Here is a 25460-nt window from a genome sequence, read left to right as displayed (position 1 = left end):
GACGGTCGAGGCGTCAGCTCTTGCTGAGCACCACGGCATCGGGTTCCGGATCGTCCACATTGTTGCCCTCGCCATCGGTGAGGGCGGCGGCGAACTGCGCGTTGTAGAGCCGGTAGTACGCGCCCCGGGACCGCAGCAGTGTCTCGTGCGTCCCCTGCTCGACGATCCTGCCCTTCTCCATCACCACGATGGTGTCGGCATCGCGGATCGTCGAAAGCCGGTGCGCGATCACGAAACTCGTGCGATCCCGGCGCAGCGCCGCCATGGCGTGCTGCACCAGCAGCTCGGTGCGGGTGTCGACCGAGCTGGTGGCCTCGTCCAGGATCAGGATGGACGGCTTGGCCAGGAAGGCGCGGGCAATGGTGATGAGCTGCTTCTCACCGGCGCTGACGCCGGAGCCCTCCTCGTCGATGACGGTGTCGTACCCGTGCGGCAGCGCGTGCACGAACCGGTCCACGTAGGCGGCCCGGGCGGCCTCGAGGATCTCCTCCTCGGTGGCACTGGGATTGCCGTAGGCGATGTTCTCCCGGATGGTGCCGCCGAACAGCCAGGTGTCCTGCAGCACCATGCCCATGCGCGACCGCAGATGGTCGCGCGTGATGCGGGTGATGTCGACGCCGTCGATGCTGATGGCGCCGGAATCCACCTCGTAGAACCGCATGAGCAGATTGACCAGGGTGGTCTTGCCCGCGCCGGTCGGGCCGACGATCGCCACCACGTGCCCGGGCTCGGCCACCAGCGAGAGATCCTCGATGATCGGCGTCTCGGGCTCGTAGCGGAAGGACACGTCCTCGAACGCCACCCGGCCGCGATCCACCGGCCGCGAATCCTCCGGATCCGGATCCGCCGACTGCTCCTCGGCGTCGAGGATCTCGAAGATCCGCTCCGCCGAGGCCACACCCGACTGCAGCAGGTTCATCATCGAGCCGATCTGGGTGAGCGGCTGGGTGAACCCGCGCGAGTACTGGATGAACGCCTGCACCTCACCCAGCGACAGATTGCCCGACGCCACCCGCAGACCACCGACCACGGCGATCAGCACGTAGTTCAGATTCCCGAGGAACATGATGGCGGGCATGATCAGGCCGGAGATGAACTGCGACTTGAACGAGGAGTCGTAGAGCTTGTGGTTGGTCTCGTCGAACTTCTCGCCGACCTCCCGCACCCGGCCGAAGGCGCTGACCACCTCGTGCCCGGTGAACGCCTCCTCGACCTGGGCGTTGACCTCGCCGGTGAGCTTCCACTGGTCCACGAAGTGCGGCTTGGACCGCTTGGCGATCTGCGCCGTCACGATGACCGCCAGCGGCACCGTCAGCAGCGCGATCAGGGCCAGCAGCCACGAGATCCAGAACATCATGATCAGGATGCCGATCACCGACAGCACATTGATGATCAGCTGGGACATGGTCTGCTGCAGCGTCTGCGCCACATTGTCGACGTCATTGGTGACGCGGGAGAGCACATCGCCGCGCGGCATCGAGTCGAAGTAGCGCAGCGGCAGCCGGTGGATCTTCTCCTCGATCTGCGCGCGCAATCGCTTCACGGTCCGGTTGATCACGATGATCAGCAGTTGGGCTTCGAGCCAGCCGAACACCGAGGCGCCGATGTAGAGCGCCAGCACCCAGGCCAGCACATGGCCGACCGCGGTGAAATCGATCCCCGTACCGGGAATCACGTTCATGCTGGCCAGCATGTCCGCGAAGGTGTTGTTTCCGTTCGCGCGCAGCCCCTCGACCAGCTGGTCCTTGCTCTGCCCGGCGGGCAGCTGCTTGCCGACCACACCGTCGAAGATGAGGTTGGTGGCCTTGCCGAGGATCTGCGGGCCCAGGGTGTTGAGCACCACCGAGCCCACGGCCAGCAGGAAGACCGCGACCAGATAGAACCGGTCGGGCGCGAGCATGCGCAGCAGGCGCTTCAGCGACGGGCCGAAGGATTTCGCCTTGGCATCCGGCGCACCGGGATTGACGGCTCCGGGCCTCATCGCACCTCCAGCTGTGCCATGCGGGAGATCCCGCACCCCGTCGGCGCGATGAGCGCTTCGCGACTGTGTCTCACCGCACCTCCTCGACGCTGAACTGCGACTCCACGATCTCGCGGTACTCGGGACAGTCGCGCAGCAATTCCTCGTGGGTGCCGATGCCGGCCATCGCGCCGTCCTCCAGCACCACGATCTGATCGGCATCGCGGATCGTCGAGATCCGTTGCGCCACAATGATGACCGACGCGTCCGAGGTCTCCGGCCGCAGCGCCTCGCGCACCCGCATATCGGTGGCGACGTCGAGGGCGGAGAAGCAATCGTCGAACAGGTAGATGCGCGGCTTGCGCACCAGCGCGCGGGCGATGGCCAGCCGCTGGCGCTGACCACCGGAGACGGTCGTACCACCCTGTGCCACAGGCGTTTCCAGGCCCCGCGGCATCTCGCGCACGAAATCGGCGGCCTGCGCGATCTCGAGCGCGTGCCAGAGCTCCGCATCGGTGGCGTCCGGCTTGCCGTAGCGCAGATTGGAGGCCACGGTGCCGGAGAACAGGTACGCCTTCTGCGGCACCAGGCCGATCTCGGAGCGCAATGTCTCCAGAAGCAGGTGCCGGACGTCGGTGCCGCCCACGTAGACCGCACCGTCGGTGACGTCGATCAGCCGTGGAATCAGGTTGATCAGCGTGGTCTTTCCCGCACCGGTCGCACCGACGATGGCGGTGGTGGTGCCCGGCCGGGTCTCGAAGCGGATGTCCCGCAGCACCGGCTTCTCGGCGCCCGGGAACTTGAACTCCGCGAAGGCCAGATCCACCGTGCCCGGATCACCCTTGAACGGCTGCGGCAGCCGCGGCTCCGACACCGAGGACTCGGTGTCCAGCACCCCGCCGATGCGCTCGGCCGAGACGGCGGCGCGCGGGGCCATCATGGCCAGGAAGGACGCCATCATGACCGCCATCAGGATCTGCATGATGTAGGCCAGCATCGCGGTGAGCGAGCCGATCTGCATCTCCCCGTTGTCGATCGCGTGGCCGCCGAACCAGATGACGCCGACCGTGGTGACGTTCGAGATGAGCATGACGGCCGGGAACATGAGGGCCATGTACTTGCCGACATAGAGCGACTGCTCGGTCAGCTCGGTATTGGCGACCCCGAAGCGCCAGGTCTCCTGCCGCTCCCGCACGAAGGCCCGCACCACGCGAATGCCCGTGATCTGTTCGCGCAGTACGCGGTTCACCGCATCGATACGCTCCTGCATGCGCCGGAAGCCCGGCACCATGCGGCTGATGATGAAGGCCATCGACAGGCCCAGCGCCGGCACCGCGATCAGCAGCAACCACGACAGCTGCAAGCTCTCGCGCAGCGCCATGAAGATGCCGCCGATGCACATGATCGGGGCCATCACCAGGATGGTGGCGCTCATCAGCACGAGCAGCTGCACCTGCCCGACGTCATTGGTATTGCGGGTGATCAGCGACGGCGCGCCGAACACGCCGACCTCCCGCGCGGAGAAGGTGCCGACCCGGTGCAGCAGCGCCGCGCGCATATCGCGGCCCGCGCCCATGGCCGCTTGCGCGCCCAGGTACACCGATACGGCCTGTGCGACGATCTGGATGCCCGTCACCAGCAGCATCCACCCGCCGGTGGACCAGATATAGCCGATATCGCCCTTGGTGACGCCGTTGTCGATGATGTCGGCGTTCAGTGTGGGCAGGTACAGCATGGCGATGACCGAGATCAGCTGGAGCACGACGACCCCCGCCAACTGCTTGCGGTAGGGCCAGAGGAAGGTGCGTAGAAGTCGGATCAACATGATGGTGGCAGGCTACCGTCATCCTCCGGAGCTCGCCGCGACGTTTTGCGGCCTGTGCCTAACTGCCCCTCCGCTTCGCTCCGGGGCGGGGTTCGCGGCCCCTGGTCCCGATTCTTCCCTCCTCCGCTCCTCCGCTTCGCTCCCCCGCTCCGTCAGTCCAGAATCGGGACGGCCGCGAACACGCGGGTGATCCATCTACGCGTGGCTGTCGGGACCGCCCAGTCAGCGCTGCCAGGACCGGCTAGATGTCGGGCTGATCCAGATCTCGCCACCCGCCCGCCGCGGGCGCGCTGGGCGATCCTCCATTGGACGCCGACCCGGCCGCGACCGGTCCGCCCGCGGGGCGGGGACGGCGGGTCCAGGCATCCGGATCGTGCAGCAGCTCGTCCAGGAAGGACGGCAGCAGATCGTGGGCGATATCGGCGACGGTGACCCGCTCCAGCACCGAGCGGATGTTCACCCGCAGCCCGATCCACACCCGCTGCAGGGGTTCGGCCGCACCCGGGTAGCCGACATCCTCCGGCCGCTGCCCGCGCACCGAGGCCAGCGGACCCTCCACCGCACGAATCACATCCGCGATGCTGATCTCGGCGGCCGGGCGGGCCAGGCGATAACCGCCGTCGGGACCGCGGCGGCTGACGACCAGGTCGCCCTTGCGCAGATCCGCCACCACCGATTCCAGCACCTTGGGCGGAATGTCCTGGGCGGCCACAATGGCGTCGGCCTTCACCGAATCCGGTTGCGCCTTCGCGACTTCCACAAGGGTGCGCACCGCGTAATCGACCTTCGCGGTGATGTGCACGAGAACTCCTGAAACAGATCGGTGGTGAGGGAGAACCCTATCGCGCCGGATTCAGCACGCCGAGTGCGGCATTCAACAATGTCGTCTCGACGTGATCGGCATCGGCGTCGGGCACGATCTCCTGGGACATCATCGCGGTGCTGAGCACCTGCATGGCCGCGGCGGCGCGCAGCAGGGTGTCATCGTCGGCATCGGGCCCGGCCATCCAGCGGCACATGCGGCGATGCAGTTCGATCATGTCGGGATAGCGGTTGCCGAGGGCATTCACGATCGCGACGGTGTCCCGCATGCAGAGCGCGCCCACCTGACGGTTGGCCAGTGTCGACCGCAGGCGCCGGCGGATCACCTCGCGCACGTTCTCCGGGGTGTGCGGAATGTCATCGAGACCCTCGACCTGATCACGCACTTCATCGAACATCGGCTCGATGATCGCTACCAGAAGATCGACCTTCGAGGCGTAGTGATAGTAGAGGGAGGCTTTTGTGATTCCCACCGCATCGGCGACCTCGCGCAGGCTGCTGTGATCGAACCCTTTGGTCGAAAACAACTGAAGAGCGGCGTCCCGGATCGCATCCTTGGTGCTTCTACCTGCGACAACTGTTCCGGAACCGATCTGGCCACCCATGTTCTCATCCTCTCACCCGCGCTCGGTGTGCGATCAACGCCACCTAGAGTCGAGGTTGTTCCTCCGCTTATTCGCTCGGTAGTCTACCTACCGCACGGTAGGCAGATTTAGTTTCGTGGAGGCGGGGAGCCCGCAGAGCTCCCGGCGGCAGTGCTGTCTACGCGCTCGCACACCAGCACCCTGTTTTCGCCCGCACAAACCATCGCCCAGGAGAACCCCTCGTGTCCGTATACCTCTATCGGTGGGGAAAGTTCGCCTTCCGCCGGAAATGGATAGTCATCACAGCGTGGATCGCCGCGCTACTGGTCATCGGCGGACTCGGCGGGGCCCTCGCCAAGCCGTTCCAGGACTCCTTCACCATGCCGGACCTGCCCTCGGAGCGGGCCACGGAAATCCTCGACGCGCATTTCCCGGGGGCATCCAAGGAGTTCGACCCCAATGCCGTCAGCGCCACCTATGTGATCGCCGCGCCGGAGGGTCAGAAGCTGACCGATCCCGGGCCGCAGGCCGCGCTGTCGCAGTTCCTGACCAAGCTCGGTGAGCTGCCCATCGTGGACAAGTCGTCGCCGCTGATGAATCCCATCGACACCACCAAGAAGATCGGCGAGCAGGCCGGCATCGACTGCCTCGGCGGCGACCGCTCCAACCCGAACTTCTCCGCGATCTGCTCCAGCGCGCCGCTGAACGTGCTGAACAAGACCAACCCGGATTCGGTGGCGACGGTCCAGGCCAAGTTCACTATCGCGAAGTTCTCCGACATCAAGCAGGCCGACCGCGACGCCGCCTACCAGGTGGGCGACGAGGCGCGGGCGGCCGGGCTGCAGGTCGAGCTCAGCGGTTCGATCGCGCAGGATCCGGGCGGCTCGAACGGCTCCTCCGAGCTGATCGGCATCGCGGTGGCGCTCGTGGTCATGGTGATCGCGTTCGGCGCGATCGTGGCGGCCTTCGTGCCGATCCTCACCGCGCTCGTCGGTGTCGGCACCGCCATCTCCATCATCATGTTCGGCACCCACTTCCTGACCGTGCCGACCTTCACCCCGATCCTGGCCTCCATGATCGGCCTGGCGCTGTCCATCGACTACGCCATGTTCATCGTCTCGCGCTACAAACACGAACTGGCCGTATCGAATTCGCCGGAGGAGGCCGCGGGCACCGCGGTCGGCACCGCGGGTTCGGCCGTCATCTTCGCGGGTCTGACCGTCATCATCGCGCTGGCCGGTCTGAGCTTCGTGGGCGTCAGCTTCCTCACCTACATGGGCATCTTCGGCGCGGTCTCGGCCGCGATGGCGGTACTGGTGGCCGTCACCCTGATGCCGGCGCTGATGGGCGCGTTCGGCCGCTTCCTGTTCAAGCCGAAGCTGCCGCTGGTCGCCAAACACGATCCCGAGGACGAGCACTCGGTCACCAACGGCATGCGCTTCGCCCGCCTCATCGGCAAGGCGCCCGCGCTGACGCTGGGTATTTCGGTCGTGCTGCTGGGCCTGCTGGCCGCGCCCGCGGTGAACCTGCAGCTGGGTCTGCCCGGCGGCGACTCCATGCCCGAGCACACCACCGTCCGCAAGGCGTACGACCTGCAGACCGCGGGCTTCGGCGAGGGCGCCAACGGCACCCTGCTGGTGGCCGTCGACCTCAGCAAGACGCCGGAGAACCAGCACACCGAGGCCCTCGACGCGCTGCGCTCCAAGCTGGCCTCCTACCCGGGCATGGACTACCTGACCCTGGCCCGGCCCAGCGCGGACAAGCAGGCCGCCATGTTCATGGGCGTGCCCAAGTCCGGGCCGAACAACCAGGAGACCAAGGACCTGGTCGAGAACGCCCGCAATGCCGAGTCCGAGTTCCATGACCGGTACGGCATGGAGTACGGCATCACCGGCACCACCGCCATCTACGCGGACGTCTCGCAGGCGCTGCTGAACAAGATCATTCCGTACCTGGCGATCGTGGCCGGCGCGGCATTCATCCTGCTGCTCCTGGTGTTCCGCTCCATCCTGGTGCCGCTGACCGCCGCTTTGGGCTTCCTGCTCTCCATGGCGGCCACCTTCGGCGCGACCGTGCTGATCTTCCAGGAGGGCCACTTCGGCCTGGTGGAGGGGCATCCGCTGGTGAGCTTCCTGCCGATCATGCTGATCGGCCTGGTCTTCGGTCTCGCCATGGACTACCAGGTCTTCCTGGTCACGCGCATGCGTGAGGAGTACGTGCACGGCAAGTCCGCCAAGGACGCCATGATCAGCGGCTACCACCACGGCGCCCGCGTCGTGACCTCCGCCGCCATCATCATGATCTCGGTGTTCAGCGCCTTCATGCTCGACGACAACGTGGTGGCCAAGTCCATGGGCTTCGCCATGGCGGCGGGTGTCTTCTTCGACGCCTTCATCGTCCGCATGGTCCTCATCCCGTCCCTGCTCGCCCTGCTGGGCAAGTGGGCCTGGTGGCTCCCGAAGTGGCTGGACCGCATCCTCCCCGACATCGACGTGGAAGGCGCCAAGCTCGCCGAGCTGAAGCAGTCCGCCACCCCCGTCGAGGACAAGCAGCCCGCGACGGTCGGCTGACCCCCGCACGAAAGCCGCTCGGCCCCCACCCGATTCACCGGGTGGGGGCCGAGTTTTTTGTGCCACTCGTTGTCTCATCGCAGGAAGCGGGTGACGGCATTGCGGACCACGATGCCCGCGGAGGTGGCGGGCACCATGAGCGTGGACGCGACGCGCATGCCGCGCTGCTTGGGCTCGACCAGCTTCCGGTGGCGCCGCTCGTAGGCGGCGAACGCGGTGTGCGGGTGATCAGGGGTACGGATCAGTTCCTCGGCGAGGGTGTGGGCGCCCGCGATGGCGAGGGTGGAGCCGTCGCCGAAGAGGGACAGGCACGATCCGGCGTCGCCGAGCAGGGCGACGCGGCCCTCGGACCAGCGCGGCAGCCGGACCTGGCTCACCGAGTCGAAGTAAAGATCGTCGGCGGCATCCACCTGGTCGAGCAGGTCGCCGAAGATGCCGATCGGCCCGGAGAATGCCTCCGCGATCAGCCGCTTGTGCCCGTCGAGATCGCGGTGCCCCAGGCCCGGGACGGCGTCATGGCGGAACATGAAGGCCGCCACTGCTTTTCCCTTGGACGGATGCACGCTGATGGCCTGTCCCGGGCGGTTGAACATGATCACCTCACGCTCGTTCCCGAAGGCCCGGCCCACCGGCAGGGTCGCCGCGTACATGCCCAGGTGGCGAAGGAACTCGGCTTCCGGACCGAAGACGAGCCCGCGGACATTCGAGTGCAGGCCGTCGGCGCCGATCAGGTAGTCGTAGCGTCCACGATCACCGTTCCCGAAGACGACATCCACGCCGTCCGCGTCCTGCGCGATCTCGGAAATCGAATCGGCCCAGCGGATCTCGGCCTGTTCGCGGGCCGCGCCGAGCAGGATGGCGGCCAGATCGGCGCGAGCAACCTCGACCTCTCGGTCACCCGCACCACCCTGAAAAGCGCTGAGCCGCAACCCTGATCGTTCCCGTCCCGTCGCATCGACGAAGCTCATCCGCTCGACCTGCGAGGCGGCCGCCCGCAGCCGGGGCATCACCCCCATGCCCTCGACCACGTCGACGGCCGGTCCCTTCACGTCAACGGGATTCCCGCTGGACCTGGGCATCTCCGCCCGCTCCACCACGGTCACGTCGAAACCGTTGCGCCCCAGCCAGTACGCCAGGGTCGATCCCGCGATGCCCGCCCCGGAGATCAGCACTGTCTTGCTCATCGTCATCACCTCGCTTCAAGTGGACGATTTTCGTCCACTTGCCACAAGGTACGCTAACCGGAAGAATTTCGTCCACATCGGAGGTGAGGACAACGGCCGAACTCAGAGCCGATGCCCGCAGCAATCGCGACCAGATCCTGGCCGCGGCCCAGGAGGTCTTCCGGGTGCAGGGCGTCAATGTCTCCATGAAGGACATCGCCGACGCCGCCGGCGTGGGCGTGGGCACCCTCTACCGCCGCTTCCCCGACCGCGGCGCCCTCATCACCGCCGCCGCCCACTCCTACCTGTCGGCCCTGTCCGACCTGGCCGCCACCGCCGACCGCGAATCGCCCACCGCCTGGCAAGCCCTCACCCGCATCCTCCGCGAATGCGCCGAACTCCGCCTGGGCGCCCTGGCCGCCGCCGTCGAACCCACCCTCCACGCCGACATCAGGTCCGACCCCGCCCTCACCGAAGTCCGCACCACCATCACGGACCGCATCGCAGACCTGACCACCCGAGCCCACACCGAAGGCGCTCTCCGCCCCGACGTCACCCCCGAAGACATCGCCCGCCTGATGACCCTCCAGATCTACGCCACCCCCACCGAGCCCTACCCCACCGCCATCAACCGAGTCCTGGACCTCCTCCTCGACGGCCTCCGCCCCTGAAAAAGAAAGCCCCGCACCGATTTCCCGGTGCGGGGCTGCTTGCCGGATCCCCCTGATCCGGATCGGAATCCGAGCATCTTCGGCACGCTGCCGCGCGTGCCGATCGTCATCGGCGCGAACCGCCACCGACGCAACACCATTGGCAACGGTCGCCGCGGCGAGCCGGGTAGTGCCATACAGCACACACGGCGGCAAGGAGTCCCGTCCCGCCGCTCTCGGGTTGAGTCGCAGGCGCCGGAGATGGGTAGTTGACCGGCACGCCAGACTGGTTGTGCGGGTGGAACATCGAATCCTCCCGACCACCCGCTGACTCGGAAAGTCGCGCGCCGCAAGGAATCCTGGGCGGCGCCCCTCAAACCTTGTCGTTCGAATAGAGGGCGGGGCGCATGGAGGACAGAGAAGGAGCCCCTGACCTGCCGGAACGGGCGAGAGGCTCCCCAGCGGTGGGACCACTGGCGAGTGTTGGCACCGACCAGGCTACAGACAATTCTCAGCTATCCGATTTGTCGGTGTTAACGTGGCTGCTCGAGACAGTTCTTGCTCTGGGTTTGCTGATTGAAGCAGACAGGAGACAGCTGCGGGCAAACCTCTTGCTGAGGAAAGCAACTCATCATCGACGGCACCTGGAAACCACCCGCCATCACGCGTAACCAAAGGAGTTCATCAGATGCTTGCAGGAATCGCCCGCTCGGCAGTAGTCGCCGCGGTAGCCGTCCCGCTCGTTGCCCTCGCAGCACCGTCCGCATCCGCGAGCCGGCCCGTGGTGTCGAATGTGAACCAGCCCGTGCTGTCGAATGTGGACGCGCCGTTCATCTCGGTGACCATTTGCGTCCACATCCCGACGCCCGGATCAGCGACCCTGGACTGGTGCTGGCCGTAGCCGAATTACCGCACACTCGATTTCGCGTGGCGGACCCACATCGAACCCCGTTGGGGCACAGAACGAATCGGTGACATCACCCAGAATGCGGTGCGTGACTGGATTCTGGACATACGGCCGCCTGCCCAGGAGCGCGAGGCTGCCGAGGGGGAGGCCGGATGTCGATGCCGGTGCGAAAGAGCGGCGCGTCCATCTCGCAGCCGAGGATTCGAAGCGTTCCAGTTCCGCGATTCATTCTGTCCGACTTGGCCGCTCACATCGAAGGCGGCCATCGGGTCCGCTGGTGTCCCCGCATCCCGACGACGAACCGAAGTCCCCGCCGAGGCGAAGACGGTCGACGGTTGGTTCACCGACGCGGTGAAACGGGCCGAGGGCCGATCACACCGCACGATCTCCGCCGCACTGGATTCCGAGTAGGGGTCGGTCGGCTACGAGTGCGATGTGGGCACCGACGAGTGTGGGCAGCCCGCTCGATCGCCCGTTCCACGGGGAAGAAAGAAAGAGGCCCCTCACCCGCGCGAACAGGTGAGGGGCTCCTCAGCGGTGGCGGAGGGATTTGAACCCTCGGAGGGGGGTTACCCCTCACACGCTTTCGAGGCGTGCTCCTTAGGCCGCTCGGACACGCCACCGCTGGTGACTCTACCTGAGCACCCGCCGGATCCTGAAATCGCCTGGAGAGAGGGGTTAGGGGCGGTGGGAATCGAAGAAATCGGCGAGGAGAGCGGCGCATTCGGGTTCGAGGACGCCGGCGCGGACCTGGGGGCGGTGATTCAGACGTCGGTCACGGACCACGTCCCAGAGGGAGCCGACGGCACCGGTCTTGGGTTCCCAGGCGCCGAAGACCAGGCGGCCGATGCGGGAGAGGATCAGGGCGCCGGCGCACATGGTGCACGGTTCGAGGGTGACGACCAGGGTCGCGCTCTCGAGGCGCCAGCCGTCGCCCAGCACCCGGGCGGCGGCACGCAGGGCCAGGATCTCGGCGTGGGCGGTCGGATCGCCCAGAGCCTCACGGGCATTGGCGGCACGCGCCAGTTCCCGGCCCTGGGCATCGAAAACGACCGCGCCGACGGGGACATCGCGCGGGTCGGCGGCAGCTGCCGCGGCGATGGCGGCACGCATCATCGCCTCGTCCGAGGCGAGCGAGCCGATCAACGCGGCAGCTTGTCCAGGACCGCGGAGAATTCGTTGGCGAAGCCGAGGCGCTGGGCGATCATGCCGAGCTGCTCGTCCGGGTACAGGTCGGTCTCGGCGAGGATGACCGACAGCACCGGCTCGGGCAGGCCGAGATCGGCGAGGACGCCGAGGTCGCCCTCCTCCCAGGGCTCGACATCGTCGATCTCGTCCGGGTCGATGTCGGGAATCTCGATATTGAGTTCCTCGAGCACGTCGGCCGCGATGTCGTAGTCGATGGCGGCCGTGGCATCGGACAGCAGGATGCGGCTGCCGGTGGGGCCCGGGCGCAGGATGATGAAGAATTCGTCGTCGACATCGAGCAGGCCGAACACCGCGCCGGAACTTCGCAACGCCCGCAGCTCGTGCTCGGCCGCGGACAGACTGGACAGTGAGGCGTCGCTCAGGGGCGTCACTTTCCAGTTGGCTTCCTCGCGGACAACCGCCACTGCGAACCCTTCCACGTCGTCGAACTCATCCGACGCCGCCCTGTTCGTGCTCGAGCGCTGTGCTGCCATGGCCGCAACGGTAGTCCGCTTCGGGGGAAATGTTGAAGTCGTATGCGAATCTGATCGCATGACGGGCTCTCCGAAACCAGCTGTCTGCGTCCTGGGTACCGGTTTGATCGGCGGTTCGGTGCTGCGCGCCGCTGCCGTCGCCGGGTACGAGGCGTTCGGCTACAACCGGTCCGAGGTCGGCGCGAAGGCCGCCCGCTTGGACGGATACGACGTGATCAGCGATGTGGAGGCGGTGCTCACGCGAGCGGCCGACCGCGATGCGCTGGTGGTGATCGGCGTGCCCATGCCGGCCATCGACGCCGTGCTCTCGGATGTGAAGACCTTCGCGCCCGACTGTGTGCTGACCGATGTGGTGAGCGTGAAGGCGCCGGTCGCGGCGGCCGTGCAGCGTCACGAACTGGGCGCCCGCTACATCGGCGGCCACCCCATGGCCGGGACCAGTGAATCCGGTTGGGCCGCATCCTCTCCCGAACTGTTCAAGAACGCGGCGTGGGCGGTGAGCGTCGATCCGGGCGTACACGCCGACCCCTTCCGGCGTGTCGCCCAGCTCGCGCTGGACTGCGGCGCGGTGGTGGTCCCGGTGCTGGCGGTGGAACACGATCGCGCGGTCGCCCGGATCTCGCACCTGCCCCACGTCCTCGCCGAGGCCCTCGCCATCGAGGGCTCCAACGGTGGCCCGCTGGCCCTCGGACTGGCGGCCGGCTCCTTCCGCGACGGCACCCGCGTCGCCGCCACCGCCCCCGACCTGGTCCGCGCCATCTGCGAACCGAATGCCGCGGCGCTGCTGGACGTGCTCGACGACACCCTCGAGGTCCTCACCCAGGCCCGGGACAGCCTGCGCGCGAACGGCACCATCGCCGAACTCACCGAAGCCGGGCACGACGCCCGCAACGACTACGAGGACAACGAGCGCTGGGTCATCACCGATGTCCGCCCCGGCGACCACAACTGGCTCACCAAGCTCATCGACGCGGGCCGCTCCGGCGGCGTCCTGACCGCCCTGGACTAGGCGCGCCCGGCCCCGGGCTAGATCCGTTCGGCCAGGCCCGGGTAGTCGAGCAGGAAGCCGTCCTCGTCGACGGTGACGGTCGCGCTGGAGACGGGCGAGAGCACGTGGATGCCGTCGGGACCGCTGCTGTAGATGAGGCTGGCTTCCTGCACGAGGAGATCGGGCAGGCGCACGTAGACGACGGGAACCTGCACGTCCTCACTGGCATGGGCCAGCCCGTAGCGGCGGATGGGCAGGGTATTGAAGAAAGGGCTCAGCACCACGTCCACATCCAGCGCGCCGCCGAAGGTGGAGCGCACGTGGGTGTTTCCGGCGTCGATGAGCCAGTAGTTCTCCTCGTCGCGGGCGATGGAGGCGTGGCGTTCGCCCGAAGCGAGGGTGCTGCGCAGCGACAGCCGCTTGGTGACCCCGGATTCGTCGGTGACCAGGTCGTAGGACGCGCTGAAGGCCGGGTGGTCCTCGCAGTCGCCGGCGATGATCCGGCCGGCGGCGCGAATCCGGTTGCCGCTCAGCACTACCCGCACCGACTCCATGCGCGACGCGTTGTGCGCTCGCCAGGTGAGAATGGCCGGCCACCGCGGCGCAGCCGGGTTGGCGTCCTCACTCCCGTTATCCGTCACGCCTATAACCGTAGTTCCCCGCGCCCGCGCACCCGCGCTCCCCGGCCGGTATCACTCCCCCGGCGGCACATCGTGATCAACATGCAATGGTGCCGGCCGCTCCTCGATGTTCGCTCACGACACCGACCACCGATCACCCGCCCGAGCCATAGCGAGCGGCTCTGGACCTGGGGTGGGCAGGGGTGTTGGTCACGGTGGGGGTGCGAGGACTCGAGTAACGTGCTCTGGGCACGGGGGACTCCGGGGTGAAAGGGACTGTTGTGACGGGCGCGCGGATGGTCGGCCTGTTCGCCGGCATCGGCGGGCTGGAGCTCGGGCTCGCGGCGCACGGATGGCGCAGTGAACTGCTGTGCGAGATCGACTCGGGAGCGCAGGCGGTGCTGGCCGCGCATTTCCCTGACGTACCACTGCATTCCGATGTGACCAGGCTGCGCGCGCTGCCGTCGGGGACGGAGCTGGTGGCGGCAGGCTTCCCCTGCCAGGATCTGTCGCAGGCCGGACGGACGGCCGGAATCACCGGGGCCCGTTCGGGTTTGGTGGACGAGGTGTTCCGGCTGGTCAAACGCAAGAAGGGGCCGCGCTGGCTGCTCATCGAGAATGTGCCGTTCATGCTGCAGCTCGGCGGCGGCGCGGCGATGCGGCACATCACCGCCGCGCTCACCGACCTCGGCTACACCTGGGCCTACCGGGTGGTGGACGCGCGCGCGTTCGGGCTGCCGCAGCGGCGGGAGCGGGTGCTGATGCTGGCCTCCCGCACCGAGGATCCGCGGCCGATCCTGTTCGGCACCGACGCCGGGCCCCGCAATGTGGGCGACCCGGCGCACGACCCGTGCGGCTTCTACTGGACCGAGGGCACCCGCGGCCTGGGCTGGGCGGTGAATGCCGTGCCCACCCTGAAAGGCGGTTCGGCCCTGGGCATTGCGAGCCCGCCCGCGGTACGGCTGCCCTCGGGTGAACTGGTCACGCCCGGCATCACCGACGCCGAGCGGCTGCAGGGCTTCGACCGGGATTGGACCACAGCCGCTCTCGCCGTGCACGGGGTGCGGCCGGGGCATCGCTGGAAACTGGTCGGCAATGCGGTGAGCGTGCGCATGGCGTCCTGGATCGCCGAGCGCCTCACCAACCCGTCCGACGATCCGATCCCGGACGGCGCACCGCTGACCCGCCGCAGCTGGCCGACGGCGGCGTGGGGGCATCGCGGGGAGGTATATCGGGTTCCGGTGTCCACCTGGCCCGTTCACGCGCCGTACGAGGATCTGCGCTGGTTCCTCGACGACTCCCGGCTGCTGTCCGCGCGGGCGACCGCGGGCTTCCTGCGTCGCACCCGGATGGGTTCGCTGCGCTTCCCCGAGGGCTTCCTCGACGATGTGGAGAACCATCTCGAGCGCATGGGGGGCGCACCGCGCGAGGCCGCATGACACCTCCGGGGCACCTTGCCGGCGGTGCCGGGCGCGGCGAGGATGGCCCGATGGCGGATGCGCGACGACCGGGCACCGATGCGGCCACCAGCGCGCGCATGGCCAGGCAGCGGCGCGTGGGGACGAAGCCGGAGCTGGCCCTGCGGCGGGAATTGCATCGGCGCGGAAAACGCTTCTTCGTGGACCGGGCTCCGCTGCCGGGACTGCGGCGGCGGGCCGATCTCGTGTTCCCGCGGCGGAAGGTGGCGGTCTATGTGGACGGATGCTTCTGGCACAGCTGCCCGCAGCACGCGACACGCCCGAAGAACAATGCCGAGTGGTGGGCCGACAAACTGGCGGGCAATGTGGCCCGCGATCGCGACACCGATGCCCGGCTGGCGGCGGCGGGCTGGACCGTGGTGCGGGTCTGGGAACACGAGGCCGCGGATTCGGCGGCCGACCTGGTGATGCGGGCTTTGGCGCGCGGCGTCTGACGTCCGCGCCGGTGGATGGGAGACAATGGTCCTACGACCGGACCAGCCGACCAGTCCGGACAGATCGGAAGCTGCGGGCAGGGCAGTACGAGTAAGCGAGGCCAGCGAAAGCGAGCGCGGTGATGCCAACCGAGCAGAAACTAGCCGAGGCGGCCCCCGTGGAGGAGACCCTCCAGCCGCGATGGCGACGGGTGCTGCGGTGGTTCATCGCGATCTTGATCGCGGTCGCCGGACTCGGCTATTCCTCCTGGGTCCTGGAATTCATCCTCCCGATCCACAGCAATCCCACCAACACCTTCCTGAGCCAGCTGGCCGAGAAGGGCGCGCCGTTCCGCTGGGTGTTCACCACCGGTGACACCGGGTCCGGCTCGCTGCTGGTGGTGGCGGGACTGGGCGGTCTGCTGCTGTTCTCGCGGCGGCGGTACTCGACCATCGGCTGGGCGGCGCTGGCCTGCTTCGGCGCGTCCACCATCGCGGACGCGCAATGGCCCATCGTGCCGGACGATCCGAACGGGCCCAAACGGTATGTGGACACCGGCCTGTTCCCGCAATTGCACCAGATCCATGCGCTGACCAGCACGCTGGCGGTGTTCTCCATCTACATCGCGATGATCGCGTTCACCGTGGCGGCCTTCAAATACCGGCGCTGGCCGATTCTGCGGCACACCGGACTGTGGATTCTGATCGTCGGTTCGGCGGTGACGGCATGGATGCTGATCGCCGACAATCTGCCCGGCAACTACGGCCTGGGCATCGCACAGCGCATCCAGGTCGGGGCCATGTCGCTGTGGCTGGTGGCGCTGGCGGTGCAAATCGTTGTGGCCGAACGGGATTCCGGAATTCCGGCCCGGCATCGGCGCACCGCGCGCTCATCCGGCCACTGACCGCTCGGACTGGGTAGGGTCGGACCCGTGACCAGCGATGCGCAACTCGCCGACACCGCAGCCCTGCTCGACACCGTCGCCGCCGCGACCGAGCGCCTGCTCCCCGCGATCGCCGCCCTCGGCGACGCCGACCTGGTGGAACCCTCACTGCTGCCCGGCTGGACCCGCGGCCACGTGCTCGCCCACCTCTCCCGCAATGCCGACAGCCTGGTCAACCTGCTGCTGTGGGCCCGCACCGGCATCGAAACCCCACAGTACGCAAGCCAATTCCTCCGCGAGGCCGACATCGAGGCGGGCGCCCCCCGCCCGCTGCGCGACCAACTCGAGGACTTCACCGCCTCCGCCGAACGCTGGCTGGACCTGGCCCGGGTCATGCCCGCCGACCGCTGGCCCACCATCGTCCGCAACCGCCAGGGCGGCGAGATCCCCGCCACCCGCATCCCGTGGATGCGCCTGCTGGAGGTGGAGATCCACCACGTGGACCTCGACATCGGCTACACCCCCGCCGACTGGTCGGCCGACTTCGCCGCCCGCTTGCTGGCCCAGTCCATCACCGAGGTCGAGCCCGCCGACGGCGCCGGCTTCACGGTCACCGCCACCGATTCCGGCTACTCCGGCACCGTCGGCGTCCCGACCGCGACCATCACCGGACCCACCGCCGCCCTCGCCGCCTGGCTGATCGGCCGCTCCCCCGGCACCGACCTCACCGGCGACCTCCCCGACCTGGCCGCCTGGAAGTAGCATCCTGAAGGCCCTCGGCCTCCAACCGCCGGGGCCACCAAAAGCCAATGGCCCCACACCTTCTGGTGTGGGGCCATTGAGCTGAAGCGCGCCCGGAGAGACTCGAACTCCCAACCTTCTGATCCGTAGTCAGATGCTCTATCCGTTGAGCTACGGGCGCATGTCTATTCAAATGTGCACCCGGCGTACCGGGCGGTGGCGGAGGCGAGAGGATTTGAACCTCCGGTCCCCGTGAAGGGACAACTCATTAGCAGTGAGTCCCATTCGGCCGCTCTGGCACGCCTCCTGGTGCCCCTCTTCGAGGGCGCCGGTTCCTTTCGAACCGCCGGGACAGAAGATTACACAGCGGGTGACCAATAGGCCAAATCGGCTGGTCAGCGCAGGTGCGAGTCGAACCATTCGTAGATTCTGGTCTGGGCGTCGAGGACCGCGACGTCGTCGAGGGCGGCGGGGTCGAAGCCCGGCTGGTCGGGGCGGTGGTGGAGGCCGGGGTAGGTGACCACCAGGGTGGCGACGTCGGCGCGGGCGGCGGCCTCGCGCAGGCGGTCGACCTGGTCGGGCGGGGTCAGCGGGTCGTCCTCGCCGAAGAGGCCGAGCCAGGGCGCCTGGAAGGCGGGGGCGGCGGCGAGCAGCGCGACGGCCTGCGGGGTGAGCGGGGTTTCGATGCCGGGGGCCGCGACGCTCACGGCCGCGCCGATGCGGCGATTGGTGGCGACCAGGGCGGCGGCGGTGCCGGCCGAGTCGAAGCCGAGCACGCCGATGCAGTCGCTGAAGACGCCGTGGCCGGTGAGCCACTCGAAGCAGGCGTCGAAGTCGGCGAACAGGTCGTCACCGAAGATCGGGTGGGCGCTGCCGTTGGCGGGGCGGTGGAAGAGGTCGGGGGCCAGGACGGTCCACCCGTCGTCGGCGAGCGAACGCATGAGTTCCAGCAATGGCTCGGTGAATTCACGTGATTCGTGCAACACCACGATGCCGCCGCGCGCATGCCCCTCGGGTTCTAGCACAGTGAGCGGAACCGTGGTCGTGTCGTGCACAGGGGCGATATCTCGATAGATGCCCGACATAGGGCCACTGTAGTTGCGCTAGGTAAAAACGAGATAAATCTTTCCCGGGGTCCGATATCCCGGAGATATTCCGGCCGAGTCCCATTCGGCCCCACGCGACTCCCGATCGGGCAAACCAGGCGACACCCCGGAGCGGCCGCGGCCGGCCGGGACATAGGGTGGAGGGGTGAGCGCGCACATTCGCCCGGACCTCGATGCCATCCCGGCGTACGTCGCCGGCAAGACGCACCCCGGCGCGGTGAAGCTGGCCAGCAACGAGACGACCTTCCCGCCGCTGCCGTCGGTGACCAAGGCCATTGCCGAGGCGGTCGAGCTGTCGAACCGGTACCCGGACAACCATGCCATCGAATTGCGTGGCGCCCTCGCGGATTTCCTGGGTGTGGAGCTCGAGAACGTGGCGGCCGGCTGCGGCAGCGTGGCGCTGTGTCAGGAGCTGGTGCAGATCACCTGCCGCAATCCCGAGGACGAGGTGCTGTTCGCGTGGCGCTCGTTCGAGGCGTACCCGATCGTCACCCAGGTGGCGGGCGCCAAGGCGTTGCAGGTGCCGCTGGACGACGAATTCACCCATGATCTGGACGCTTTGGCGGCGGCCATCACCCCGAACACACGGGTGGTCTTCGTCTGCAACCCGAACAACCCGACCGGCACCGCCCGCGGCAAGGCGGAGATCGTCGAGTTCCTCGACCGGGTGCCCTCCGACGTGCTGGTGGTACTGGACGAGGCGTACTTCGAGTACCTGCGCATGCCCGCCGAGGACTTCCCCGACGGCGTCGAGCTGGGCCGCACCCGGCCGAATGTGCTGGTGCTGCGCACGTTTTCGAAGGCGTACGGCCTGGCCGGTCTGCGGGTCGGGTACGCGGTCGGCGCGCCCGAGGTGATCACCGCGCTCATGAAGGTGCACATCCCGTTCAGCGTGAGCCGGGTGGCGCAGGCGGCGGCCATCGCCTCGCTGGAGGCGCGGCACGAACTGCTGGAGCGCACCGATGCCGTTGTGGCCGAACGCGATCGCATGCGGGAGGCGCTGCTCGCGGCGGGCTACCGGGTGCCGGTGAGCCACTCCAACTTCGTCTGGCTGCCGCTGGGCGAGCGCAGCGCCGAGTACGGCGCGGCGAGCACCGAGGCGGGCGTCATCATCCGGCCCTACGGCACCGACGGCGTCCGCGTCACCGCGGGCGACCCGCACGAGAACGACGACTTCCTGCGCTTCGCCACGGATCCGGAGATCGTCGCTCGTTTCGTCGGCTGAACGGCCCGCTAACCGATGCCCAGTCCCGCGGCCATGGTCGGCCAGGAGCGGGGCAGTTCGTCGGCCCAGTAGGGCCAGGAGTGCGTTCCGGTGGGCCGGCGGTCGACCGTGGCGGGGATCGCCAATTGCGCCAGCCGGTCGGCCAATTGGCGGGTGCACATGTCGGCGCCCGCCTCGATGGGCCCGCCGAACAGCACGGCATTGCGCAGGTCCGGATTGCCCGGAGTGTCGTGCTCCCCGGGCAGCCCGCTACCGGACGACAGGTAGATCGCCTTGCCGCGCAAGGCTTCCGCTCGGGCCAGTACGTCGTGGTCGGCCCACTGGGGGTCGTCGGACGGCCCGAACATATTGTCCGGATCCCCGCCGAACGTCCCGACCACGGCACGGGCCTGCGCCTGCCCGAAGTCGGAACTCATTGCGTAGCAGCCGCTGTGTGCCGCCACCGCGCGATACAGGCCCGGATTGCGGGTGGCCAGCATCATGGCCGCCTCCGCGCCCATGGAGACGCCCTCCAGGCCGTTCATGCCGTCCCCGCCGAAGCGAGTGTCGATGAGCGGCGGGAGCTCGCGGGTCAGGAAGGTCTCCCAGCGATTGGTGCCGAGCTTGGGATCGCTGCGCCGCCAGTCGGTGTAGTAGCTGGCCGGGCCGCCGAGGGTGAAGACCACATTCACGTTCTTGTCGGCGAAGAAGGGCAGCGCGCCGCCGCGGGCGGTCCAGTTGTTGACATCGGGTGCCGCGCTGCGGCCATCGAGCATGTAGACGGTAGGACGGGGGCTGTCACGGTGCGCGGGGAGCAGCACCTGCACCTCGACGGTGCGGCCCATGGCCGGGGAGGCGACGAAGACGGCGAGCAGGTTCCCGGCCACGGTCTCGACCCGTTCGATGCGAGCCTGCCCGGGGTGGACCGGATCGAGGCCCGGCGCGGACTCCTCATTGGAGCCGGTCTCCACGGGTGGATCGGTCACGGCGAGTGGGGCTTCGACGGTCGCCGCGCCGGCCAGCAGGGCAGCGCTCGCGAAGGCACCGAACAAGCGACTCGCGATGCGACGGCTGGCCACCCCGCCACATTTACCAGAAACCGTCGCTCGGCGTTCAGCAGAGACCGTAGATCCACATTTCCCGGGGACCGTCACTCCGCGGGGAGACAGACCTTTCAGATCACCACGAGGGAAACCGGATTCAGCAGTCCGATGGCGGTGTAATCGGCGTCGAAGGCGTGCCGCATGCCGAGGGTGTCGGCGGGGATACCCAGGCCGACACCCACGCTCATCCGTCGACGACGTTGACCACGCAGGCGTTCTCGGGCTCGAAAAGCCTTATCCACCTGCGGGTTCTCAGCGGAAGCGGAGGGATTTGAACCCCCGGTCGCTTTCACGACGCTCGCTTTCAAGGCGAGTGCATTCGGCCGCTCTGCCACGCTTCCAGGCGATCGATCCTAACTGATGGCGTGTGCGGTCTGCCTCCCACTTCCGATTCGGGCGGACCAGTCAGTCGAGATCGGCTGTCGCGCGGGCGCCGGCGCGGTGGTCGGCGGCCAGATTCACCAGGTCCAGGGCGGCGGCCACGGCGGCCAGCTGCTGGGGGGTGAGCAGATCCACGAAGAAGCGGCGCACCGCGGCGACATGGCCGGGGGCGGCGGCCCGCAGGCGCCGCATGCCCTCGTCGGTGAGCTGGGCCAGCACGCCGCGGCCGTCGTCCTCGCAGGCGATGCGGCGGACCATCTGCTGCGCCTCCATGCGGCGGATCTGATGGGTGAGGCGGCTGCGGGAGGAGAGCACGCCGTCGGCGAGGTCACTCATGCGCAGCGAGCGGCCGGGCGCCTCGGACAGCTTCACCAGGATGCGATAGTCGGCGAAGGACAGGTCGCTGTCATGTTGTAGCTGCCGGTTGAGGTCGGCCATGAGCCGCTGGCTGCCGTCCATGTAGGCCCGCCAGGCGCGCTGCTGCTCCGCGGTGAGCCACCGCGGTTCGGCCACGGCCCGGCCGCCGGCCTCTGCCACCGGCTCGTTGTTGTGACGGCGTTTGATCGCTCCTCCTCAGCTCGCGGCCCGGACGAACGCGTTCCCACAGCAGGATGCCTTCCGCGGGGAAGGCCTAAACGCGATAGGTGGAGATCATGGTCCGGCTCAGGTCGTGCAGGCTGGTGCAGCCCGAAAGTCCCATGGCCGCATCGAAATCCGCGAGCAGGCAGCGCAGCGCGTGGCGCACGCCGTCGGCGCCGGCCAGGCCCAGGCCGTATGCCCAGGGGCGGCCGTAGAGGACGGCCTTGGCGCCCAGCGAGAGCGCGATCATCACGTCGGAGCCGGTGCGGATGCCGGAGTCGAACAGTACATCCGCGCGATCGCCGACGGTGGCCACGATGGTGGGCAGCGCGTCCAGGGCACCGACCGCACCGTCCACCTGGCGGCCGCCGTGATTGCTCACCACCACCGCGTCCGCGCCCGCGTCGACCACCTGTCGGGCGTCGTCGGGGTGCAGCACGCCCTTCACCGCGATGGGCAGTTCGGTCCATTCCCGCAGCCGGGCGATGTCGGCCGGGCGCAGACCGTGGTTGCCGAACAGCCCGATCCAGGTGAGCACGGCGGCCCGCATCGCCTCCTCGCTCTCCTCCGGCGGGGCGCTGAGCTTGGCGCGGAAGACCGGATCGGACAGATAGTTGGCAATGCCCTTGCCCTGCAGAAACGGCAGGTGCCCGAGCTGTAGGTCACGCGGCCGCCAGCCCAGGCTGGGAGTGTCGACGGTGACGACGATGGCCTTGGCGCCGGACTCCTCGGCGCGCTCGACGAAGGAGCAGGCCAGCTCCATGTCATTGGGCCAGTACAGCTGATACCACCAGTCGCCCGCCCGCGCGCCGACCTCCTCGATGGTGGAGGAGGAGGCGGTGGACAGGCACATGCCGATGCCCAGTTCCCGGGTGACCTCGGCGACCAGGGTCTCGCCACGCTCGTGCAGCAAACCCAGCACGCCGATCGGCGCGGTGAGAATCGGTGCGGCCACACGGGTTCCGAGCACGTCCACCGACAGGTCGCGGGCCCCGGGCCCGCTGGCGCCGCGCAGCACGCGCGGCAGCAGCCGGTACCGCTCGAAGGCGGAGAGATTGGCGTGCGCGGTGCGCTCGGTGGACGCACTGCCCGCCACATAAGCGAAGGCCGCCGGATCCAGCACCTCCCGAGCCTTCTCCTCCAGGCCCGCCGCCGTCATCGGTAGCGCCGGGACGATGCCCGCGAGGCCGGAGAGATAGATCTCGTTCTGGAAATCGACGAAACTGCTCATGCCCCGGAACGCTAGTACCTTCCACCCCTGTGCGGAGGGGGTCGAAGTTACTTTCCCCGGGCGTAACCTTTCCGGCCCGGACGTGCCGCGTTATCAGGGTTTACGCCGCGGCCCGGTTCAGCGCTTGCGAACACGGACCAGAGCACGCGGCGCATCGGTCGCGATGAATCCGGACATCGCCATAGCCGCCAGGATGACCATGCCGCCGAGGACGGCCAGGGTGGTGATCATGGAATCTCCTCTCGAATCCCTCCACTCCACGGTGACGGCCGATGCTGAGAAGATGCTGGGCCCACGCCGAGGACGGCCTGACAGTAATCGGTGAGCTCCGGCCGTACGCTCGTTTCCATGTATGCGGTGACGCTCGACGGTTTCGGTGGGCCCGAGGTCATGAAATGGGCGCAGGTGGACGACCTGCCCGCGCCCGGACCGGGCGAGGTTTCGATCGATGTGGTGGCCGCGGGGGTGAATCGCGCCGACCTGCTACAGCGGCAGGGTTTCTATCCGCCGCCGCCGGGAGCCAGCGAGATTCTGGGCCTCGAAGTGTCCGGGGTGGTCGCGAAAGTCGGTCCGGGCGTGCGGGATTGGCGGGCCGGGGATCCGGTGTGCGCGCTGTTGTCCGGCGGCGGCTACGCCGAGCGGGTGGTCGCGCCCGCGACCCAGCTGCTGCCTGTGCCGGAGGGACTGGATGTGGCCGCGGCGGCAGCGCTGCCGGAGGTGGCGGCCACCGTGTGGTCCAACCTGGTGATGACCGCGGGTCTGCACAGCGGTCAGTTGCTGCTGATTCACGGGGGCGGCAGCGGAATCGGCACCCACGCCATCCAGGTGGCGCGCGCGCTGGGCGCGCGGGTCGCGGTCACTGCGGGTTCCCAGTACAAGCTGGACCGGTGCGCGGAATTGGGCGCGACGGTGCTGATCAATTACCGCGAGCACGATTTCGTGACCACGCTGCACAGCGAATATCCGGGCGCGGACATCATTCTCGACAATATGGGCGCGGCGTATCTGGAGCGGAATGTCCAGGCGCTCGCCGAGGACGGGCACCTGGTGGTGATCGGCATGCAGGGCGGGGTCACCGCGGAATTGAATCTGGGCGTGCTGCTGGGCAAGCGGGGATCGATTCACGCCACCAATCTGCGGCGCCGCCCCGAGACCGGGCGCGGATCGAAGTCGGAGATCATCACCGAGCTGCGCCGCCACCTGTGGCCGCTCATCTCCGACGGGACCGTCGTGCCGGTGGTGTCGGCGGAGGTGCCGGTCACCGACGCCGCCGAGGCCCACCGCCTGCTGGACTCCGCCGAGACGGTCGGCAAGGTGATCCTGCAGATTCGCGAGCTCTAGGTGTCCAGCGCCGCCAGCGCGCGGCCCAGCTGGTCGATCTCGAATTTCGTTGTATAGGGCGCGAGTCCGATGGTCACGGCGCCGCCTTCGTCGTTGACGCCCAGCGCGTCGAGCAGGCGGCTGCCGCCGTGGGAGCCGCTCAGCGTGCCGATGCGGGCGTCGGCCAGCTTGGCCGAGACCTTCTCCGCCTGCATGCCCGAGATGGTGAAGCTCACCGTCGGGATGCGGGTGGAGGCGCGGCCGATGACGGTCAGGTTGGGGATGGTGTCGAGCACGGACATCAGGTGCTCGAAGAGATGGTCGTGATAGTCCTGCAGGGACGTGATCGACATTTCCAGGCGCTCGCGCCGGGTGCCCTCGGCGCGCTCGTCGAGCGAGGCCAGGTAGTCGATGGAGGTGGTGAGACCGGCCAGCAGGGCGTACTGGTGGCCGCCCACCTCGAGCCGCTCCGCGCCCTTGGCATAGGGGTTCAGCGACATGGACGGGATGCGGTCCAGGAACGCGGGATCGCGGAAGACCAGCGCGCCGATCTGCGGACCGCCCCAGGCGGGCGCGCTCAGCGCGATCACGTCGGCATTGAGTTCGTCGATGTCGAGGAGCGCGTAGGGCGCGGCGCCGAAGCAGTCGGCGACCAGCAGCCCGCCGACCTCGTGCACGCGGTCCGCGGCCACCCGCACCGCCGGTGCCGAGCCGACGATGGGTGAGGCGGCGGTCAGCGCCACCAGCCGAGCGGTGGGTCCGATGAGCTCCTCGAACTGCCAGGCCGGCATCTCGCAGGTCTCGATCTCCACTTCCGCCCAGCGCACGTGCGCGCCATAGCGATTCGCTATCCGCAGCCACGGCGCCACGTTCGCCTCGTCATCCAGACGCGACAGCACGATCCCGGTGCCGAGACCCAGCCGGGAGCTCAGCGATTCGGCCAGCCAGGCCAGCAGCACCGCGCGATCGGGTCCGAGCACCACGCCCGCCGGATCACCGCCGACGAGATCGGCGACGGCCTCGCGCGCGGCCTCCAGGATCGCGGCGCTGCGCTTGGCGGCGCCGTGCCGATTGCTGTGCGAGAAGGCGGAGGTCCGGAAACCTGTTGAGACGGCCCGGGATACCGAATCCGGGACCAGCATGCCCGCTTGCGGGTCGAGGTGGATCCAGCCGTCGCCCAGGGACGGTATGAGGCCCCGCACCCTTGCGACGTCGTAAGTCATGGTGGCCACTCTAAAGGGAGAGGGCA

At 68.3% G+C, this 25460-nt stretch carries 23 protein-coding genes and 4 tRNA genes; 10 read left to right on the top strand and 17 right to left on the bottom strand.

Annotation, left to right across the window (positions count from 1 at the left end):
- Window positions 1–13: 13 nt before the first annotated feature.
- The 4 genes from ACQP1O_RS00975 to ACQP1O_RS00960 all read right to left on the bottom strand — a co-directional run bounded on the left by ACQP1O_RS00975 (window position 14) and on the right by ACQP1O_RS00960 (window position 5212).
- The gene (locus ACQP1O_RS00975; protein ID WP_433564059.1) at window positions 14–1981 is read right to left on the bottom strand and encodes an ABC transporter ATP-binding protein; all 1968 of its coding nucleotides are present in this window, start codon (window positions 1979–1981) and stop codon (window positions 14–16) included.
- Between the two features lie 70 nt (window positions 1982–2051).
- Window positions 2052–3785: an ABC transporter ATP-binding protein gene (locus ACQP1O_RS00970; RefSeq protein ID WP_433564058.1), complete on the bottom strand. Its 1734-nt coding sequence runs from the start codon at window positions 3783–3785 to the stop codon at window positions 2052–2054.
- A gap of 241 nt (window positions 3786–4026) precedes the next feature.
- Window positions 4027–4587: an RrF2 family transcriptional regulator gene (locus ACQP1O_RS00965; protein ID WP_433564057.1), complete on the bottom strand. Its 561-nt coding sequence runs from the start codon at window positions 4585–4587 to the stop codon at window positions 4027–4029.
- A gap of 37 nt (window positions 4588–4624) precedes the next feature.
- Window positions 4625–5212, bottom strand: a complete 588-nt coding sequence (locus tag ACQP1O_RS00960; protein WP_433564056.1) for a TetR/AcrR family transcriptional regulator — start codon at window positions 5210–5212, stop codon at window positions 4625–4627.
- Between the two features lie 221 nt (window positions 5213–5433).
- On the opposite strand from ACQP1O_RS00960, the gene ACQP1O_RS00955 reads away from it, so the two are divergent.
- Window positions 5434–7761 carry an MMPL family transporter gene (locus tag ACQP1O_RS00955; RefSeq protein WP_433564055.1) on the top strand — a complete coding sequence of 776 codons (2328 nt, stop codon included), beginning with the start codon at window positions 5434–5436 and terminating at the stop codon, window positions 7759–7761.
- A gap of 74 nt (window positions 7762–7835) precedes the next feature.
- Here the strand turns inward: ACQP1O_RS00955 and ACQP1O_RS00950 are convergent, their stop codons facing one another.
- Window positions 7836–8945: an FAD-dependent monooxygenase gene (locus ACQP1O_RS00950; protein ID WP_433564054.1), complete on the bottom strand. Its 1110-nt coding sequence runs from the start codon at window positions 8943–8945 to the stop codon at window positions 7836–7838.
- A gap of 83 nt (window positions 8946–9028) precedes the next feature.
- Here ACQP1O_RS00950 and ACQP1O_RS00945 point away from each other — a divergent pair, with 83 nt between their 5' ends.
- Window positions 9029–9595 (top strand): TetR/AcrR family transcriptional regulator, encoded by a 567-nt coding sequence (locus ACQP1O_RS00945; protein ID WP_433564053.1) that lies wholly within the window; start codon window positions 9029–9031, stop codon window positions 9593–9595.
- 667 nt (window positions 9596–10262) lie between these two features.
- Complete coding sequence (locus tag ACQP1O_RS00940; protein WP_433564052.1) at window positions 10263–10475, top strand: hypothetical protein; 213 nt, start codon at window positions 10263–10265, stop codon at window positions 10473–10475.
- Window positions 10476–11016: 541 nt separating this feature from the next.
- Here the strand turns inward: ACQP1O_RS00940 and ACQP1O_RS00935 are convergent.
- The 3 genes from ACQP1O_RS00935 to ACQP1O_RS00925 form a co-directional block, all read right to left on the bottom strand.
- A tRNA-Ser gene (locus ACQP1O_RS00935) sits at window positions 11017–11104 on the bottom strand.
- Window positions 11105–11159: 55 nt separating this feature from the next.
- A complete protein-coding gene (locus tag ACQP1O_RS00930) occupies window positions 11160–11597 on the bottom strand; it encodes a nucleoside deaminase (protein WP_433568013.1) in 438 nt (145 codons plus the stop codon).
- A gap of 26 nt (window positions 11598–11623) precedes the next feature.
- Complete coding sequence (locus ACQP1O_RS00925) at window positions 11624–12163, bottom strand: tRNA adenosine deaminase-associated protein (RefSeq protein WP_357001154.1); 540 nt, start codon at window positions 12161–12163, stop codon at window positions 11624–11626.
- Window positions 12164–12221: 58 nt separating this feature from the next.
- On the opposite strand from ACQP1O_RS00925, the gene ACQP1O_RS00920 reads away from it, so the two are divergent.
- Window positions 12222–13172 carry a prephenate dehydrogenase gene (locus tag ACQP1O_RS00920; protein ID WP_433564051.1) on the top strand — a complete coding sequence of 317 codons (951 nt, stop codon included), beginning with the start codon at window positions 12222–12224 and terminating at the stop codon, window positions 13170–13172.
- A gap of 17 nt (window positions 13173–13189) precedes the next feature.
- Here the strand turns inward: ACQP1O_RS00920 and ACQP1O_RS00915 are convergent, their stop codons facing one another.
- Window positions 13190–13792 (bottom strand): putative glycolipid-binding domain-containing protein, encoded by a 603-nt coding sequence (locus tag ACQP1O_RS00915; RefSeq protein ID WP_433564050.1) that lies wholly within the window; start codon window positions 13790–13792, stop codon window positions 13190–13192.
- Between the two features lie 275 nt (window positions 13793–14067).
- Here ACQP1O_RS00915 and ACQP1O_RS00910 point away from each other — a divergent pair, with 275 nt between their 5' ends.
- The 4 genes from ACQP1O_RS00910 to ACQP1O_RS00895 all read left to right on the top strand — a co-directional run bounded on the left by ACQP1O_RS00910 (window position 14068) and on the right by ACQP1O_RS00895 (window position 17308).
- Window positions 14068–15210 carry a DNA cytosine methyltransferase gene (locus ACQP1O_RS00910; protein ID WP_433568012.1) on the top strand — a complete coding sequence of 381 codons (1143 nt, stop codon included), beginning with the start codon at window positions 14068–14070 and terminating at the stop codon, window positions 15208–15210.
- 50 nt (window positions 15211–15260) lie between these two features.
- Window positions 15261–15683 (top strand): very short patch repair endonuclease, encoded by a 423-nt coding sequence (locus ACQP1O_RS00905; protein ID WP_433564049.1) that lies wholly within the window; start codon window positions 15261–15263, stop codon window positions 15681–15683.
- Window positions 15684–15805: 122 nt separating this feature from the next.
- A complete protein-coding gene (locus tag ACQP1O_RS00900; protein ID WP_433564048.1) occupies window positions 15806–16567 on the top strand; it encodes a DUF998 domain-containing protein in 762 nt (253 codons plus the stop codon).
- A 27-nt stretch (window positions 16568–16594) separates the two neighbouring features.
- Window positions 16595–17308 carry a maleylpyruvate isomerase family mycothiol-dependent enzyme gene (locus ACQP1O_RS00895; RefSeq protein WP_433564047.1) on the top strand — a complete coding sequence of 238 codons (714 nt, stop codon included), beginning with the start codon at window positions 16595–16597 and terminating at the stop codon, window positions 17306–17308.
- Window positions 17309–17395: 87 nt separating this feature from the next.
- Here ACQP1O_RS00895 and ACQP1O_RS00890 read toward each other — a convergent pair.
- The 3 genes from ACQP1O_RS00890 to ACQP1O_RS00880 all read right to left on the bottom strand — a co-directional run bounded on the left by ACQP1O_RS00890 (window position 17396) and on the right by ACQP1O_RS00880 (window position 18372).
- A tRNA-Arg gene (locus tag ACQP1O_RS00890) sits at window positions 17396–17468 on the bottom strand.
- A 36-nt stretch (window positions 17469–17504) separates the two neighbouring features.
- Window positions 17505–17594: transfer RNA gene (locus tag ACQP1O_RS00885), tRNA-Ser, on the bottom strand.
- Between the two features lie 88 nt (window positions 17595–17682).
- Entirely contained in the window at window positions 17683–18372 is a 690-nt protein-coding gene (locus tag ACQP1O_RS00880; protein WP_433564046.1) for a dienelactone hydrolase family protein, read from the bottom strand.
- Window positions 18373–18538: 166 nt separating this feature from the next.
- Here ACQP1O_RS00880 and hisC point away from each other — a divergent pair, with 166 nt between their 5' ends.
- Window positions 18539–19618 (top strand): histidinol-phosphate transaminase, encoded by a 1080-nt coding sequence (hisC, locus tag ACQP1O_RS00875; RefSeq protein WP_433564045.1) that lies wholly within the window; start codon window positions 18539–18541, stop codon window positions 19616–19618.
- A gap of 8 nt (window positions 19619–19626) precedes the next feature.
- Here hisC and ACQP1O_RS00870 read toward each other — a convergent pair whose 3' ends face one another.
- The 4 genes from ACQP1O_RS00870 to ACQP1O_RS00855 form a co-directional block, all read right to left on the bottom strand.
- Window positions 19627–20676, bottom strand: coding sequence for an alpha/beta hydrolase (locus tag ACQP1O_RS00870; protein ID WP_433564044.1), 1050 nt, complete (start codon window positions 20674–20676; stop codon window positions 19627–19629).
- Between the two features lie 280 nt (window positions 20677–20956).
- A tRNA-Ser gene (locus ACQP1O_RS00865) sits at window positions 20957–21041 on the bottom strand.
- 64 nt (window positions 21042–21105) lie between these two features.
- Window positions 21106–21540: a MarR family winged helix-turn-helix transcriptional regulator gene (locus ACQP1O_RS00860; protein WP_433568011.1), complete on the bottom strand. Its 435-nt coding sequence runs from the start codon at window positions 21538–21540 to the stop codon at window positions 21106–21108.
- Between the two features lie 172 nt (window positions 21541–21712).
- Complete coding sequence (locus tag ACQP1O_RS00855) at window positions 21713–22891, bottom strand: lactate 2-monooxygenase (RefSeq protein WP_433564043.1); 1179 nt, start codon at window positions 22889–22891, stop codon at window positions 21713–21715.
- 348 nt (window positions 22892–23239) lie between these two features.
- On the opposite strand from ACQP1O_RS00855, the gene ACQP1O_RS00850 reads away from it, so the two are divergent.
- Window positions 23240–24232, top strand: a complete 993-nt coding sequence (locus ACQP1O_RS00850; protein WP_433564042.1) for an NAD(P)H-quinone oxidoreductase — start codon at window positions 23240–23242, stop codon at window positions 24230–24232.
- Here the strand turns inward: ACQP1O_RS00850 and ACQP1O_RS00845 are convergent.
- A complete protein-coding gene (locus ACQP1O_RS00845; protein WP_433564041.1) occupies window positions 24229–25434 on the bottom strand; it encodes a cysteine desulfurase-like protein in 1206 nt (401 codons plus the stop codon). The two genes, ACQP1O_RS00850 and ACQP1O_RS00845, sit on opposite strands and share 4 nt — an antisense overlap.
- Window positions 25435–25460 lie beyond the last annotated feature (26 nt).

This window comes from Nocardia sp. CA-151230, from assembly GCF_050942175.1.
In the GTDB taxonomy this organism is placed as follows: domain Bacteria; phylum Actinomycetota; class Actinomycetes; order Mycobacteriales; family Mycobacteriaceae; genus Nocardia.
Note: the sequence above shows the minus strand (reverse complement) of the source record. Positions and strands in the feature narration are given on the sequence as shown.